Source organism: Streptomyces kurssanovii, assembly GCF_040677245.1.
Classification (GTDB): Bacteria; Actinomycetota; Actinomycetes; order Streptomycetales; family Streptomycetaceae; genus Streptomyces; species Streptomyces kurssanovii.
Genome location: NZ_JBFAQK010000012.1, coordinates 1 through 14,452 on the forward strand (window position 1 = coordinate 1; position 14,452 = coordinate 14,452).

Annotated in this window: 14 protein-coding genes; 5 read left to right on the forward strand and 9 right to left on the reverse strand. The window is 70.9% G+C overall.

Annotated features, from left to right (window positions below; genetic code table 11):
* Positions 1-64: 64 nt before the first annotated feature.
* Complete coding sequence (locus tag AB0K36_RS11655) at positions 65-712, reverse strand: hypothetical protein (protein ID WP_364591724.1); 648 nt, start codon at positions 710-712, stop codon at positions 65-67.
* Between the two features lie 446 nt (positions 713-1,158).
* Here AB0K36_RS11655 and AB0K36_RS11660 point away from each other — a divergent pair, with 446 nt between their 5' ends.
* The gene (locus AB0K36_RS11660) at positions 1,159-1,683 is read left to right on the forward strand and encodes a GNAT family N-acetyltransferase (RefSeq protein ID WP_364591727.1); all 525 of its coding nucleotides are present in this window, start codon (positions 1,159-1,161) and stop codon (positions 1,681-1,683) included.
* A gap of 156 nt (positions 1,684-1,839) precedes the next feature.
* On the opposite strand, the gene AB0K36_RS11665 is transcribed toward AB0K36_RS11660, so the two are convergent.
* Positions 1,840-2,997, reverse strand: a complete 1,158-nt coding sequence (locus tag AB0K36_RS11665; protein ID WP_005316796.1) for an acyl-CoA dehydrogenase — start codon at positions 2,995-2,997, stop codon at positions 1,840-1,842.
* A 189-nt stretch (positions 2,998-3,186) separates the two neighbouring features.
* Between AB0K36_RS11665 and AB0K36_RS11670 the strand changes: the two genes are divergently transcribed.
* Positions 3,187-4,530, forward strand: a complete 1,344-nt coding sequence (locus tag AB0K36_RS11670; RefSeq protein ID WP_364591730.1) for a UDP-glucose dehydrogenase family protein — start codon at positions 3,187-3,189, stop codon at positions 4,528-4,530.
* A gap of 120 nt (positions 4,531-4,650) precedes the next feature.
* Here the strand turns inward: AB0K36_RS11670 and AB0K36_RS11675 are convergent, their stop codons facing one another.
* Positions 4,651-5,160 carry a CGNR zinc finger domain-containing protein gene (locus AB0K36_RS11675; RefSeq protein WP_364591733.1) on the reverse strand — a complete coding sequence of 170 codons (510 nt, stop codon included), beginning with the start codon at positions 5,158-5,160 and terminating at the stop codon, positions 4,651-4,653.
* An 84-nt stretch (positions 5,161-5,244) separates the two neighbouring features.
* Between AB0K36_RS11675 and AB0K36_RS11680 the strand changes: the two genes are divergently transcribed.
* The gene (locus AB0K36_RS11680; RefSeq protein ID WP_364591736.1) at positions 5,245-5,607 is read left to right on the forward strand and encodes a VOC family protein; all 363 of its coding nucleotides are present in this window, start codon (positions 5,245-5,247) and stop codon (positions 5,605-5,607) included.
* A 12-nt stretch (positions 5,608-5,619) separates the two neighbouring features.
* On the opposite strand, the gene AB0K36_RS11685 is transcribed toward AB0K36_RS11680, so the two are convergent.
* The 4 genes from AB0K36_RS11685 to AB0K36_RS11700 all read right to left on the reverse strand — a co-directional run bounded on the left by AB0K36_RS11685 (position 5,620) and on the right by AB0K36_RS11700 (position 9,764).
* Positions 5,620-6,747, reverse strand: coding sequence for a membrane dipeptidase (locus tag AB0K36_RS11685; RefSeq protein WP_435877847.1), 1,128 nt, complete (start codon positions 6,745-6,747; stop codon positions 5,620-5,622).
* A 129-nt stretch (positions 6,748-6,876) separates the two neighbouring features.
* On the reverse strand, positions 6,877-8,076 hold the full coding sequence (locus AB0K36_RS11690; protein WP_364591742.1) for a dipeptidase: 1,200 nt from the start codon (positions 8,074-8,076) through the stop codon (positions 6,877-6,879).
* A 21-nt stretch (positions 8,077-8,097) separates the two neighbouring features.
* The gene (gene purE / locus AB0K36_RS11695; RefSeq protein WP_364592041.1) at positions 8,098-8,595 is read right to left on the reverse strand and encodes a 5-(carboxyamino)imidazole ribonucleotide mutase; all 498 of its coding nucleotides are present in this window, start codon (positions 8,593-8,595) and stop codon (positions 8,098-8,100) included.
* A 29-nt stretch (positions 8,596-8,624) separates the two neighbouring features.
* Positions 8,625-9,764 (reverse strand): 5-(carboxyamino)imidazole ribonucleotide synthase, encoded by a 1,140-nt coding sequence (locus tag AB0K36_RS11700; protein ID WP_364591745.1) that lies wholly within the window; start codon positions 9,762-9,764, stop codon positions 8,625-8,627.
* A 165-nt stretch (positions 9,765-9,929) separates the two neighbouring features.
* Between AB0K36_RS11700 and AB0K36_RS11705 the strand changes: the two genes are divergently transcribed.
* The gene (locus AB0K36_RS11705; protein ID WP_364591748.1) at positions 9,930-10,451 is read left to right on the forward strand and encodes a GtrA family protein; all 522 of its coding nucleotides are present in this window, start codon (positions 9,930-9,932) and stop codon (positions 10,449-10,451) included.
* Between the two features lie 31 nt (positions 10,452-10,482).
* Here AB0K36_RS11705 and AB0K36_RS11710 read toward each other — a convergent pair whose 3' ends face one another.
* Both AB0K36_RS11710 and AB0K36_RS11715 read right to left on the reverse strand, forming a co-directional pair.
* On the reverse strand, positions 10,483-11,751 hold the full coding sequence (locus AB0K36_RS11710) for a sensor histidine kinase (protein WP_364591751.1): 1,269 nt from the start codon (positions 11,749-11,751) through the stop codon (positions 10,483-10,485).
* A 13-nt stretch (positions 11,752-11,764) separates the two neighbouring features.
* Positions 11,765-12,442 (reverse strand): response regulator transcription factor, encoded by a 678-nt coding sequence (locus AB0K36_RS11715; RefSeq protein WP_005316778.1) that lies wholly within the window; start codon positions 12,440-12,442, stop codon positions 11,765-11,767.
* A 466-nt stretch (positions 12,443-12,908) separates the two neighbouring features.
* On the opposite strand from AB0K36_RS11715, the gene AB0K36_RS11720 reads away from it, so the two are divergent.
* A complete protein-coding gene (locus AB0K36_RS11720; RefSeq protein WP_364591754.1) occupies positions 12,909-14,414 on the forward strand; it encodes a peptide MFS transporter in 1,506 nt (501 codons plus the stop codon).
* The last annotated feature ends 38 nt before the right edge of the window (positions 14,415-14,452 follow it).

Here is a 14,452-nt window from a genome sequence, read left to right on the forward strand (position 1 = left end):
CGGCCCCCGGTCGGGCGCGCGACGGCGCTCGGCGCGGTACGGGCCCCTTCCGGCGTCCCGGTCGCTACGCGAACGGGTTGGCGTGCCCCGGGAGTTGCTGCCCCGGCCGCAGGAAGCGCCTGCGGCCGTGCTCGTCGGTGACGGCGGTGAAACCGCCGGCCGTCAGACGGTCGGCGACGCGCTGCCGCCGGACGTCGCTCAGCCGGAACGCGCCGACCAGGAAGGCGGCGAGGACGGCGCCCACGGCCATGCCCTCCACCCACTTGCCCATGAGCAGGAAGACGGCGGCGGCGACGCCGGTCATCGCGTAGGCGAACCGTTTCTGACCCTTGTCGGCGGCCTTCGCCATCACGTCGTACCCGATGCGGTCCTTCAGCAGGGCGACCGCCGCCTCGGCCTCGGGGACCGGGCTCAGCGTGCCGGGCCGCAGCCCGGGCACGGGCCCGCCCATCCCGGCGTCCGGGTAGGCCGCGATCGTCGCCGCCTCGCGGGCACGCGCCTCGGGCCTCGGGTCGCGGTACAGGTACACGGCCAGGACCTGCTTGTTGTGGCCCTCGCGCCGGGCCTCCCCGTACTCGAAGCCGTACTGCTCGACGACGTGCGCCTGCGCGGCCACCCGCTTGGCGACGGCCATCTCCTGTCGCAGCACGACGACGTCCTGCGTGGCGATCTGCCGCAGCAGCGACGCGATCCGTCTGTCGGAAGCGCCCATGTTCTTCTCCCACCCCATACGTGCGAATCCCCCGGCCGCCCGGTGGCGGCAGCGCAGCGTAAACCGCAGCGGAGTGGATCATTCCGGCGGGTCCCGTGCACGACCTTCGGTGCCACCACGTTCTTCGCCGGGAGCGGCGAGCCGCACGGGTGGGGTGCGCTCGGGGCTGCGGCCGCGTCGACCCGGCGATCCGCCACCGGCCGCACGGGTCGGTGCTCCTGGGCAGCAGCCGCGGCCTTCAGCGGCCGGCATGTCCGGCGGGCGGCCCGGAAAATGCGTTGCCCCGGCTGAGGAGCAGCGACTACCGTCACGCCGGCGCGACAGACGCGCGCTCTCGGGATGGGGAGGTTGATGAATATGGCTGCCGTCGGCCCTCATCAGCATGCCCTCATCCGGCCCGCGCGACAGCAGCGCGGCCGGGTCGTTCCGACGACCAGGAGAGACACGTGTCTTCCACTTCTTCACCCGCCCACGCCGACGTGGTCACCGAGCGCCTGATCCTTCGGTCCTGGACCACGAGCGAAGCCGCCGCAGTCCTCGACGACGCCCACTCCACGCACTGGGCAGACGACTTTCCCGCCGAAGGCGACCGCGTGGTCGCGGGCCTCTTCGACCAGCACCCCGTCTGGCTCGGCGCATACGGCCACCGTCTGATCATCGAGCGCGAGAGTGGCTTGGTGGTGGGCTCGATCGGCCTGTTCTGGCCGCCCAGTGAGGGCGTTCTCGAGATCGGGTACGGCATCGTGGCCTCTCGCCGCGGCCGGGGCTATGCCCCGGAGGCCACCAGGTCGCTGGCCGAGTTCGCCCTCGCCGTGCCCGAGGTCCACACCGTGTCCGCCAACGTGGAACTGTCCAACCCGCCCTCGGTCCGCGTACTGGAGAAGGCCGGCTTCCAGCGGCGGGCCGCCGAGGAGAACGAGGAGAACATGGCCCGGTTCACGCTCACGAGGCCGGACCACTCACAGCGGTGATCCCGAGGGCCCTGGAGGCGATGCCTCCAGGGCCCGTCGTGGTGGCGCGGCCACGGGACACCATGTTCCTGACAGCCCCGGACAGCGAGGGCCACGGATGACGAACGCCCCCGCCGGTCCCGGCGGGGGCGTTCGTCGTTCGCAGAGCAGCTTGCCTTACGGCAGGTTGCGGGCCATCACGATCCGCTGGACCTGGTTGGTGCCCTCGTAGATCTGCGTGATCTTGGCGTCGCGCATCATGCGCTCGACCGGGTAGTCACGGGTGTAGCCGTAACCGCCGAGGAGCTGGACCGCGTCCGTGGTGACCTCCATGGCCACATCGGAGGCGAAGCACTTGGCCGCCGCACCCTGGAAGGTGAGGTCGGCGTCGCCGCGCTCGGACTTCGCGGCGGCCGCGTACGTCAGCTGGCGGGCGGCCTCGATCTTCATGGCCATGTCCGCGAGCATGAACTGAACGCCCTGGAACTCGGCGATCGGCTTGCCGAACTGCTTGCGCTCCTTGACGTAGCCCTTGGCGTAGTCGAGGGCGCCCTGCGCGATGCCGAGCGCCTGGGCCGCGATGGTGATGCGGGTGTGGTCCAGGGTCTTCATCGCCGTGGCGAAGCCCGTGCCCTCCGCGCCGATCATGCGGTCGGCGGGGATGCGGACGTTGTCGAGGTAGACCTCGCGGGTCGGCGAGCCCTTGATGCCGAGCTTCTTCTCCGGGGCACCGAAGGAGACGCCCTCGTCGCCCTTCTCGACGACGAAGGCCGAGATGCCCTTGGAGCGCTTCTCCGGGTCGGTGACCGCCATCACCGTGTAGTACTCGGAGACGCCGGCGTTGGTGATCCAGCGCTTCACGCCGTTGAGGACGTAGAAGTCGCCGTCGCGGACCGCCTTCGTCTTCATGCCTGCCGCGTCGGAACCCGCGTCGGGCTCGGAGAGGCAGTACGAGAACATCGCGTCGCCCTTGGCGAGCGGGCCCAGGTACTTCTTCTTCAGCTCCTCGGAGCCGGAGAGGATCACCGGGAGCGAACCGAGCTTGTTCACGGCCGGGATGAGGGAGGAGGAGGCGCAGACACGGGCCACCTCCTCGATCACGATGACCGTGGCGAGCGCGTCGGCGCCGGCGCCGCCGTAGCTCTCCGGGACGTGCACGGCCTGGAGGTCGGAGGCGACGAGCGCGTCGAGGGCCTCCTGCGGGAAGCGGGCCTCCTCGTCCACCGCGGCGGCGAACGGCGCGATCTTCGCCTCGGCGAGGGAGCGGACCGTCTCACGGAGCATGTCGTGCTCCTCCGACGGGCGATACAGATCGAAGTCGGCCGATCCTGCCAAGACTCTCACTCCCCAAGGTGTTAACTACCGTTAAGTATTCCAATTTTAGACGCCGCTCCCCCGGCAGGCATACGTGAGCTTGGTGACAGCTCGGCCACAGCCCGCGAAGAGCGCTTTGGGGGGTGCCCCACGCCCCCGGATATGCTCGGCCCCGCACCGCCCTTGCCCGCGTCAGTACTGGAGCACCCCATGGCCCTCAAGATCACCGTGATCGGCACCGGATACCTCGGCGCCACCCACGCCGCGGCCATGGCGGAACTGGGCTTCGAGGTCCTCGGACTGGACGTGGTCCCGGAGAAGATCGACATGCTCTCCGCCGGCCGGGTGCCGATGTACGAGCCCGGTCTCGAGGAGCTGCTGCGGCGGCACGTCGCCGGGATCGAGGGCTCCAGCGGGCGGCTGCGCTTCACGACCTCCTACGAGGAGGCCGGTGAGTTCGGCGACGTCCACTTCGTGTGTGTGAACACCCCGCAGAAGCACGGTGAGTACGCGTGCGACATGAGCTACGTCGACTCCGCCTTCGCCTCACTGGCGCCGCACCTGAAGCGCCCGGCGCTCGTCGTCGGCAAGTCGACCGTGCCGGTCGGCTCCGCGGAACGACTCGGCCGGCTGCTCGCGGAGAAGGCGCCGGCGGGCCCGGACGTGGAGCTCGCGTGGAACCCGGAGTTCCTGCGTGAGGGCTTCGCCGTCGACGACACGCTGCACCCGGACCGGATCGTGGTCGGCGTGGAGAGCGAGAGCGCGGAGAAGCTGCTGCGGGAGGTGTACGCGACGCCGGTCGGCGAAGGCTCGCCGTTCGTGGTGACCGACTTCCCGACGGCGGAGCTGGTGAAGACCGCGGCGAACTCGTTCCTCGCGACGAAGATCTCCTTCATCAACGCGATGGCCGAGGTCTGCGAAGCGGCCGGCGGCGACGTGGTCAAGCTGGCGGAGGCGATCGGCTACGACGAGCGGATCGGCAAGAAGTTCCTGCGGGCCGGTGTCGGTTTCGGCGGCGGCTGCCTGCCGAAGGACATCCGCGCCTTCATGGCGCGCGCCGGTGAGCTGGGCGCGGACCAGGCGCTGACGTTCCTGCGCGAGGTCGACTCGATCAACATGCGCCGCCGTGGCCACATGGTGGAACTGGCACGTGAGACGGTCGGCGGCACGTCCTTCCTCGGCAAGCGGGTCGCGGTGCTCGGCGCCACGTTCAAGCCGGACTCGGACGACGTCCGTGACTCGCCGGCGCTGAACGTCGCCGGCCAGATCCACCTCCAGGGCGGACAGGTCACCGTCTACGACCCCAAGGGCATGGACAACGCCCGCCGCCTGTTCCCGACGCTGGGTTACGCGGACACGGCGCGCGAGGCGGTGCGCGGCGCGGACGTGGTGCTGCACCTCACGGAGTGGCGCGAGTTCCGCGAGCTGGACCCGGCGGAGCTGGCGGAGGTCGTGACCTCTCCGATCATCCTCGACGGCCGCAACGCCCTGGACCCGGTGGCGTGGCGCGAGGCGGGCTGGACGTACCGGGCGATGGGCCGCCCGCGGGCGTGACCCGCACGTCCGCCGGAACTCCCTGACGGGAGCCCCGGACCGGACCCCTGACCGTGCGCGCGGGCGGCAGGCCGAAGGCGCGTACCCGGAGCAGCGGATGCCGGGGATCGCGACGCGGCTTCAGACGGAGTCGGCCCGGCGGGCGCGGTAGCTGCGCATCTTGGCGCGGGCGCCGCAGACGGACATCGAACACCAGCGGCTGCGGCACGCCGGGCTGCGGTCGTAGTAGGCCCACCGGCAGTCCTCCGCCTCGCAGGCCTTGAGCCGGAGCCAGGTGTTGTCGGCCGTGGCGGCGGCGATGGCCTCCGCGACGCGGGTGAGGAGGGTCGGCGGACCCGTGGGGCACAGGGCGGCCTCACCCGACGGGGAGATCGCCACGCGCAGCGGGGCGCCGGCGAGGAGGGCGTCGAGGGCGCTCGGGCCGACGGCGCCGTGGCCGGCGTGGGCCAGGCAGGCGGCGCGCAGCGCCTCGCGGAGCTCGCGCGCGGCGGGCAGGTCGTCCGGGGCGAGGTCGAACCGGGCACGGCCGTCCGGCGTGTCGAGGCGGTCGGCGCCGGTCTCGATGTCCAGCGTGTTCACCAGCGCTTCGATCAGCGCGAGGCCGCCGGGTGCGGGCGCCCTTTCATTCATGCTTGCGACGTTACCCGTTATGCGGGAGCATGCGGTAACCGTTACCGGTTGAAGGCGTGTAGCGGTAACCACCGAGGAGGAAGCATGAGCATCGGCAAGGTCGGAGCCGTCGTACTGGACTGTCCGGATCCCGTCGCCCTCGCCCGCTTCTACGCCGAGCTCGTCGGCGGGACGGTCGAGGACGACGGCGACGGATGGGTGGACCTCAAGGGGGCCGACGGCGCGCAGCTCGCGTTCCAGGCCGCCCCCGGGCACGTACCGCCGAAGTGGCCGTCCGCCAAGGACTCGCAGCAGTTCCACATCGACGTGATGGTCGAGGACATGGACGCCGCCGAGAAGCGGGTGCTCGCGCTCGGCGCCACCACGCTCGACGCGGAGGACCGCAAGCGGTCGTTCCGGGTGTACGCCGACCCGGCGGGGCATCCGTTCTGCCTCTGCGCCTGCTGAGCCGCGCGGGGGTCAGAGGTCCAGCGCGCCGATCGCCGCCCGTGAGGGGGCCCGGCGCGGCTGGGCCGCGCGGGCGGCGAACTCGGCGCCACGCAGCACCCGGGCCATGTTCGACCACGTCAGGCCCATGACCTCCGGTTCGGGCCAGCCCCGCTCGAGCAGTTCCGCGATCAGCCTGGGCAGGCAGGAGATGTCGTTCAGGCCGGCCGCGTGCGGCAGGCCCGTGTCGTACGCGCCGCTGATCGCGACGGCCTCGGGCCCGGCGGTCTCCCGGACGTGTTCGAGCAGATCCGCGGTCGCGGGCAGCGTCCCCGCGGTGCACGGCACCATGCACACCCCGTGGTTGCCGCGCAGCGCGTGCAGCACGTCGTCGGGCAGCGGCTCTGCCTGGTGCGAGAAGACGACGGGTGCCCTGGTGATCCTCAGCGTGCGCCGCATCGTGTCGGCCGTGCAGCCGGAGAGGTCGACGAGGACACCGAGCCGGTTCATCTCACGGACCATCTCGTGACCGAACGGCGTCAGGCCGCCCTGCGTCCAGCGGGCGCCGGCGAGAGTGACGCTGCGGACGCCGAGCGCGTACACGGCGCGCAGCACGGCGAGCGAGTCGCCGAGGGCCTCACCGGCCATCGGACCGAGGAAGGCGGCGACCCGGCCGCAGTTACGGGAGTCGACGAGTTCGTCGGCGCCGAGCGCGAGACGCAGGCCCTCCGGGCATTCGGACACCGTGGCCCGTACCACGTCGATCAGTTCCATCGTGGCGCCGAGGGAGGGGCTCCCGGCGCTGCCGGAAGGTTCCTGGAGGGACCAGAACTGGGCGCCCACACCGCCGCTCCGCAGCCGGGGCACATCGGTCTCCAGCAGGCTCTCGCCGGCCTCGAGGTCGTACCAGTGCATGCTCCGGAGCACCGGGGCCAGACCGCTGTACCCGTCGATCACGGGGTGGGTGCGCAGGAGTTCCGCGGCGCGTACGAGCGGATCGCCGGGCGGCCCGGGGGACGGGCCGTGGTCCGGCGGCGCCGACGCCGCTGCTCCCGGTTCTCCGAGAACGTCGATGCCGTCGATGCCGTCGAGATCGTTCAGCTCGTCGAGGTCCTCCAGACCGACGGACTCGACGGTGGTGAGGGACGAGGAGTCGTGCAGATCTGCCATGTGCTGCTCCGGGGTCGCCGGCCGTATGCCGTTACGCCAACCGTGGCACGGGAGCGGTAAGGGGTCGCGGCGAGTGGTGCGTTCGGGGTACGCGGCCCGCGGCCGCGCACCCCGCACCGCTCAGAGCGCGTCGAGCTCGGTGATCGTCGCGATCGACGGGCCGCGGGTCGCCTGCAGGTCGGCGGCCACGTCCTCGGCCGCCCGCAGCACGCGGACGGCGTTCTGCCAGGTGAGCTTCGCCAGATCGGCGTCCGACCAGCCGCGGCGCAGCAGCTCCGCGACCAGGTTCGGGTAGCCGGCGACGTCGTCCAGGCCGGCCGGCGTGAAGGCCGTGCCGTCGAAGTCGCCGCCGATGCCGATGTGGTCGATGCCGGCGACGTCGCGCATGTGGTCGAGGTGGTCGGCGACCGTGGCGGCGGTCGCCACCGGCCGCGGGTTCGCCGCCTCGAACGCCTCGTGGATCTTCATCGCCCGGGGCGTGGTGTCCAGGTGGTGCAGCCCGTGCGCCCGCATGTTCTCGTCGGCCGCCCGGGTCCACTCGACGGCGGCGGGCAGGATGAACTTCGGTACGAACGTCGCCATCGCCACGCCCCCGTTGGCCGCCAGCAGGGCCAGCACCTCGTCGGGGATGTTGCGGGGGTGGTCGCACACGGCGCGCGCCGACGAGTGGGAGAAGATCACCGGCGCGACGGACGTGGCGAGCGCGTGGCGCATCGTCGTCTCCGCGACGTGGGAGAGGTCCACGAGCATGCCGAGGCGGTTCATCTCGCGCACGACCTCGTGGCCGAAGGCCGACAGGCCGCCGACAGCGGGTTCGTCGGTCGCGGAGTCGGCCCAGGCGATGTTGTCGTTGTGCGTGAGCGTCATGTAGCGCACGCCCAGCGCGTAGAGCGCGCGCAACGTCGCGAGCGAGTTGTTGATGGAGTGGCCACCCTCGGCGCCCATGAGCGAGGCGATCCTGCCCTCGTCGCGGGCGATCTCCATGTCCTCGGCGCTCAGCGCGCGGGCGAGGTCCGCGGGGTAGCGCTCGAGGAGCTGGTCGACGACGTCGATCTGCTCCAGGGTCGCGCTGACGGCCGTGTCGCCCGCCATGTCGCTGCGCACGTAGACGGACCAGAACTGCGCGCCGACCCCGCCGGCGCGCAGCCGGGGGATGTCGGTGTGGAGCCGGCCCCGCTGGTCGGCCGCGATGTCCAGGCGGTCGAGGTCGTAGCGGACGTGTTCCCGCAGCGCCCAGGGAAGGTCGTTGTGACCGTCGACGACGGGGTGGGCGGCGAGCAGTTCGCGGGCCCGCTGGAGGAGTTCCGTGGGGGTGTCCATTGCCTGTTGCTTCCCCGCGTCCTACTTTCCGAAGCCGAAGGACTCCGCGCCCGCGACCTTGGCCCGCAGCCGCTTGCCCTTGTCGGTGGCCTGGTCGTTGAGCTCCTGCTGGAACTCCCGCATACGGGCCAGCAGTTCGGCGTCCTGCGTGGCCAGGATGCGGGCGGCGAGCAGTCCGGCGTTCCGCGCGCCGCCGACCGAGACGGTGGCGACGGGCACACCGGCCGGCATCTGCACGATGGACAGCAGCGAGTCCATGCCGTCGAGGTACTTCAGGGGGACGGGGACGCCGATGACCGGCAGCGGGGTGACCGAGGCCAGCATGCCCGGCAGGTGTGCCGCTCCCCCCGCCCCGGCGATGATCGCCTTGAGTCCGCGGCCGGCCGCCTCCTCGCCGTACGCGATCATCTCGCGCGGCATGCGGTGCGCGGAGACGACGTCGACCTCGTAGCGGATCTCGAACTCGTCGAGCGCCTGCGCCGCCGCCTCCATGACGGGCCAGTCGGAGTCGGACCCCATGACAATGCCAACGACCGGGCTCTTGCTGTTCACTCGGCGATCGTCCCTCTCAGGTAGCCGGCGGCGTGGCGGGCGCGCTCCAGTGCGTCGGCCAGGTCGTCGCCGTACGTGTTGACGTGCCCCACCTTGCGGCCGGGCTTCACGTCCTTGCCATACATATGGATCTTGAGCTGGGGGTCGCGGGCCATGCAGTGCAGATAGGCCGCGTACATGTCCGGGTAGTCACCGCCCAGGACATTGCACATGACCGTCCACGGGGCACGGGGACGGGGATCGCCCAGCGGCAGGTCCAGCACGGCACGGACGTGGTTGGCGAACTGCGAGGTGATCGCGCCGTCCTGGGTCCAGTGGCCGGAGTTGTGGGGGCGCATGGCGAGCTCGTTGACGAGGATGCGTCCGTCGGCGGTCTCGAACAGCTCGACGGCGAGGTGGCCGACGACACCGAGCTCCTTCGCGATCCGCAGGGCGAGCTCCTGCGCCTGGCCGGCCAGCTCCGCGTCGAGGTCCGGCGCGGGCGCGATCACGGTGTCGCAGACCCCGTCGACCTGCTGCGACTCGACGACCGGGTAGGCGACGGCCTGGCCGTGCGGGGAGCGGACGATGTTCGCGGCGAGCTCGCGGCGGAAGTCGACCTTCTCCTCCGCGAGGACCGGCACGCCCGCCTTGAACGGGGCCTCTGCGTCCCGCTCCGCGCGGACCAGCCAGACGCCCTTGCCGTCGTACCCGCCGCGCACGGTCTTGAGGATCACGGGGAAGCCCCCGGTCTCCTCGGCGAAGGCCGTCACATCGGCCGGGTCGGCCACGATGCGGTGGCGGGGGCAGGGCACGCCGATCTCCGTGAGCCGCGCGCGCATCACGCCCTTGTCCTGGGCGTGCACCAGCGCGTCGGGCCCGGGCCGGACGGCGACGCCGTCCGCCTCGAGGGCCCGCAGGTGCTCGATCGGGACATGCTCGTGGTCGAAAGTGATCACGTCACAGCCGCGCGCGAACTCACGCAGCGTGTCCAGGTCGCGGTAGTCGCCGATGACGACATCGCTCACCACCTGGGCCGCTGAGTCCTGAGGGGTGTCACTGAGGAGCTTGAACTTCAGGCCGAGGGGGATACCCGCCTCATGGGTCATGCGGGCGAGCTGACCGCCGCCGACCATGCCGACTACCGGGAACGTCACTCTCCTAGGGTATCCGCCCAGTCGGCGGGCCCGGACTTCCGTATGTTCCGACAGGGCTCTGTAGCGGGCGTCACATCATCCTCAAGACCCACAAGCACCACACTGAGCCGCTGGTTAGCATGACGGTGACCACACATGCCGATCTGATGAGGCTGGACTCTCACTATGAGTGAACGAGGCGGAAGGCTGCGGGGGCAGCTGCACCAGCTCATCCGGGAGATCGCCAAATTCGGCGCGGTCGGCGGGGCGGGGCTGCTCGTCAATCTCGCGGTCTTCAACCTCGTACGGCACGTCACCGAGGTCCCGGTGGTCCGGGCATCCATATTGGCCACCGTCGTCGCCATCGCGTTCAACTACGTGGGGTTCCGCTACTTCACGTACCGGGACCGTGACAAGAGCCGGCGGACCAAGGAACTGACGCTGTTCCTGCTGTTCAGCGCGGTGGGCCTGGTGATCGAGAACGGCATTCTGTACACCGCCACGTACGGCTTCGGCTGGGACACCCCGCTGCAGAGCAACGTCTTCAAGTTCCTCGGCATCGGTGTCGCGACGCTGTTCCGGTTCTGGTCGTACCGCAGCTGGGTCTTCCGGGCGCTGCCCGTGCGGGACGCGGTGCCGGGCGCCGAATCGTTCCTCGAGCAGCGACGGCCCGCGCCCGAGCCGGTGCGGCACCGCGTCGGCCGCTGACCCCTGCGGGCGCAGGGGTCAGGGCCGGGGGCTATCGGATCGTCGGTCCGTCGTCGCCCTTGCGCTTCTTCGCCACCCTGCTCAGGAAGATCGCGAAGACCGGCGGGTGCTGCTGGAGCAGCTCCAGCCGGCCGCCGTCGGCCTCCGCGAGGTCCCGGGCGACGGCCAAGCCGATGCCGGTCGAGTTGCGGCCGCTGATGGTCCGCTCGAAGATCCGCGCCCCGAGGTCCGCCGGCACGCCGGGGCCCTCGTCCGTCACCTCGACCACCGCCTGGTTTCCGGTCACCCTGGTGCGCACCGCGACGGTGCCCCCGCCGTGCATCAGCGAGTTCTCGATCAGGGCGGCGAGCACCTGCGCCACGGCGCCGGGCGTGCCGACGGCGCGCATGCCCTGCCGGCCCGAGCAGACGATGGCCCGGCCGGCGCTGCGGTAGACCGGGCGCCACTCCTCGAGCTGCTGCTTGACCACCTCGTCGAGGTCGAAGACCACGGCGGAGCCGGTGCGCGGATCGCGGGAGTTCGTGAGCAGTCGCTGGACCACGTCGGTGAGGCGCTCCACCTGCGTCAGGGCGATGCTGGCCTCCTCCTTCACGGTCTCGAGGTCGTCGGTGACCGTGATCTCCTCCAGCCGCATCGACAGCGCTGTCAGCGGTGTACGGAGCTGGTGCGAGGCGTCCGCGGCGAGCCGCCGTTCCGCGGTGAGCATCCGGGCGATCCGCTCGGCGCTGGCGTCGAGCACATCGGCGACCCGGTCCAGCTCGGGCACCCCGTAGCGGCGGTGGCGGGGGCGGGGGTCGCCGGAGCCGAGACGCTCCGCGGTCTCCGCCAGGTCCGTGAGCGGAGAGCCGAGGCGGTTGGCCTGGCGTACGGCGAGCAGCACCGCGGCGACGACGGCGAGCAGCGCCACCGCGGCGATGATCATCAGGGACCGGCCGACCTCGCGGGTCACGGAGGAGCGGGACTCCTCGACGGTGACCGTCGTGCTCCGTTCGCCCTCCGCGGTGCCGCGGATGACGCTTCCGGAAGGCGGCTCGCCGATCTCGATGGGGCCCCGGCCGGGGATGTCGATCAGCGCGTAGCGGGTGATGTCGCCCTGCTCGGCGAGGATGTCCGGATTGACGGGCTCGCCGCCCACCAGCCGGCTCTCCACGATGCTGACGAGGCGCAGCGCGTCGGAGTCGACGCTCTCCTGGGCACTGCTGGTGATGGTGCGCGTCTCGACGAGCACCAGGGAGACGCCGAAGACGGCGATGACGACGAGCACCACGGCGAGCGTGGAGGTGATCAGACGGCGGCGCATGGTGCTTTGAGTATCAGGACTTCTCGAAGCGGAAGCCGACGCCGCGCACGGTGGCGATGTAACGCGGGTTCGCGGCGTCGTCGCCGAGCTTCTTGCGCAGCCAGGAGATGTGCATGTCGAGGGTCTTGGTGGACGACCACCAGGTGGTGTCCCAGACCTCGCGCATCAGCTGGTCCCGGGTGACGACCCGGCCTGCGTCCCGGACCAGGACCCGGAGCAGGTCGAACTCCTTGGCCGTCAGCTGGAGTTCCTCGTCGCCCATCCAGGCGCGGTGCGACTCGACGTCGATCCGGACGCCGTGGGTGGCGGGGGCGGGGGCGGGCTCGGCGGCACCGCGCCGCAGCAGGGCCCGGACCCGGGCGAGCAGTTCGGCGAGACGGAACGGCTTGGTGACGTAGTCGTCGGCGCCCGCGTCCAGGCCGACGACGGTGTCCACCTCGTCGGCGCGAGCCGTGAGCACCAGGATCGGGATCGTGTGGCCCTCCGCACGCAGCCGGCGGGCGACCTCCAGGCCGTCCATGCCGGGCAGGCCGAGATCGAGCACCACCAGGTCCACACCGCCCGCGAGTCCCGCGTCGAGCGCGGTCGGGCCGTCCTCGCGTACCTCCACCTCGTATCCCTCGCGGCGCAGCGCGCGGGCCAGCGGTTCCGAGATGGATGCGTCGTCCTCGGCGAGCAGTACACGGGTCATGGGGTGATGGTAGTCCGCGCGCCACGGGCCTCGGGGCTTGATCCACAATGCCTGCGACCATGGGGTGCGATTCTGATTACGACCTTCGATTCAGGGCAGACGGTTCCACGTTCACCTGTGATCCATGTCTCAAGTCCTTCCATATGCCGCACTGTCGTGGCGTATGGTGGCGAGACGCCCGTAGTACAACTCGGGGACCTTTGGCTGCCATGCGCACCAAGGGTCTCTTTTCTGTCCGAAGGTCGGCCCGATACCGTTCCGGTCGTTTCGAGCCCCGACCCGACGCAGTGAATGACCTGTTGGCCGGGCCCCGGCGCCACCACGCGCCCGGGGCGCGGATCCCGGTACGGACCGTTTCCGGCCCCTGTCCTCGCGGGCGTGGGCCGGACCGTACCGGTACCGGCCTCCCCCCACCGGGCGCGTACCGCTCACGAAGCGCCGCGTCCCGAGCGAGCAAGGATCGACCATGGCGTCCAGCCTGACGAAGGACTCGGCCAGCACTCCTGGCGGCGAGAAGACCTTCTTCGGCCACCCCCGCGGTATGGCCACTCTCTTCATGACGGAGATGTGGGAGCGCTTCTCCTGGTACGGGATGCGCGGCATCCTCGTCCTCTACCTGGTCGCGGGTGTCCTCGACGGGCCGCTGGCCGGCCGTGAGGCCCTCGCCGCGTCCATCTACGGCGTCTACAACGCCGTCGTCTACATGGCCGCCATGCCCGGTGGCTGGATCGCCGACCGGCTCTGGGGCGCGCGCAAGGCCGTGCTCGTCGGTGGCATCGTCATCGCCCTGGGCCACTACACCCTGGCGATCCCCTCGGACGCGGCGTTCTTCGCCGGCCTCGCGCTCATCGCCGCCGGTACGGGCCTGCTGAAGCCGAACATCTCGGCGATGGTCGGCGGCCTCTACGAGGGCCAGTCCAGCGCCCGCCGCGACGCCGGCTTCACGCTCTTCTACATGGCGATCAACATCGGCGGCATGGCCGCGCCGCTGGTCGTCGGCTACCTCGGTGAGAACGTCGACTGGCACCTCGGCTTCGCCGTCGCCGGTATCGGCATGACCCTGGCCGTCGTGCAGTACGTGCTGGGCGGCCGCCACCTCGGCGACATCGGCAAGCAGCCGGGCACCCCGGCGACGCCGGAGGAGAAGCGCGCGGTCCTGCGCAAGGTCCTGCTGTGGACCGGCATCGCCGTGGCCGCCCTGCTGGCCGACATCGTGCTCGGCACGTACGACGTCGAGCACATCGTGAACGTGCTCGCGGTGCTCGGCATCGCCGTTCCGGTCATCTACTTCATCTCGATGTTCCGCAACCCGGCCCTGACCGCTCAGGACAGGCCGAAGATCCAGGCGTTCGTGTGGTTCTTCGCCACGGCCGTCCTGTTCTGGATGATCTACGACCAGTCCGGCTCGCTGCTGACGCTCTTCGCGGACGGCAAGACCGACCGCATGATCGGCGGCTGGGAGTTCCCCGCGTCGTGGTACCAGTCGGTCAACCCGGCCATGGTCATCGTGCTGGCGCCCATCTTCGCCGCGCTGTGGGTCAAGCTCGCCCAGCGCAACCGTGAGCCCAGCACCCCGATGAAGTTCGCGCTCGCGATGCTCCTCATCGGCGGCTCCTTCGCGATCATGGGTCTGGCGGGCGCCGCGGCCGCCAACAGCGACACCGGCAAGGTCACCGTCTTCTGGCTGCTGAGCGTCTACCTCGTCCAGACCATCGGTGAGATGTGCCTGTCCCCGGTCGGCCTGTCGCTGTCGACCAAGCTGGCGCCGAAGCAGTTCGTCGGCCAGATCATGGGTCTGTGGTTCCTGGCCACGGCGACGGGCAACGCGCTGAACGGCTGGACCACGAAGCTCAACAAGCCGCTGGGCGACGCCCTGTACTACTCGCTGTGGGCGGTCATCGCGGTCGCCGCGGGACTGACGTTCATGATGGCGGGCCGCAAGATCCGCGCGCTCATGGGCGATGTGAAGTAGCACCACCGGCCGGTCCGCCGACCGGCCCGGCGCAACGG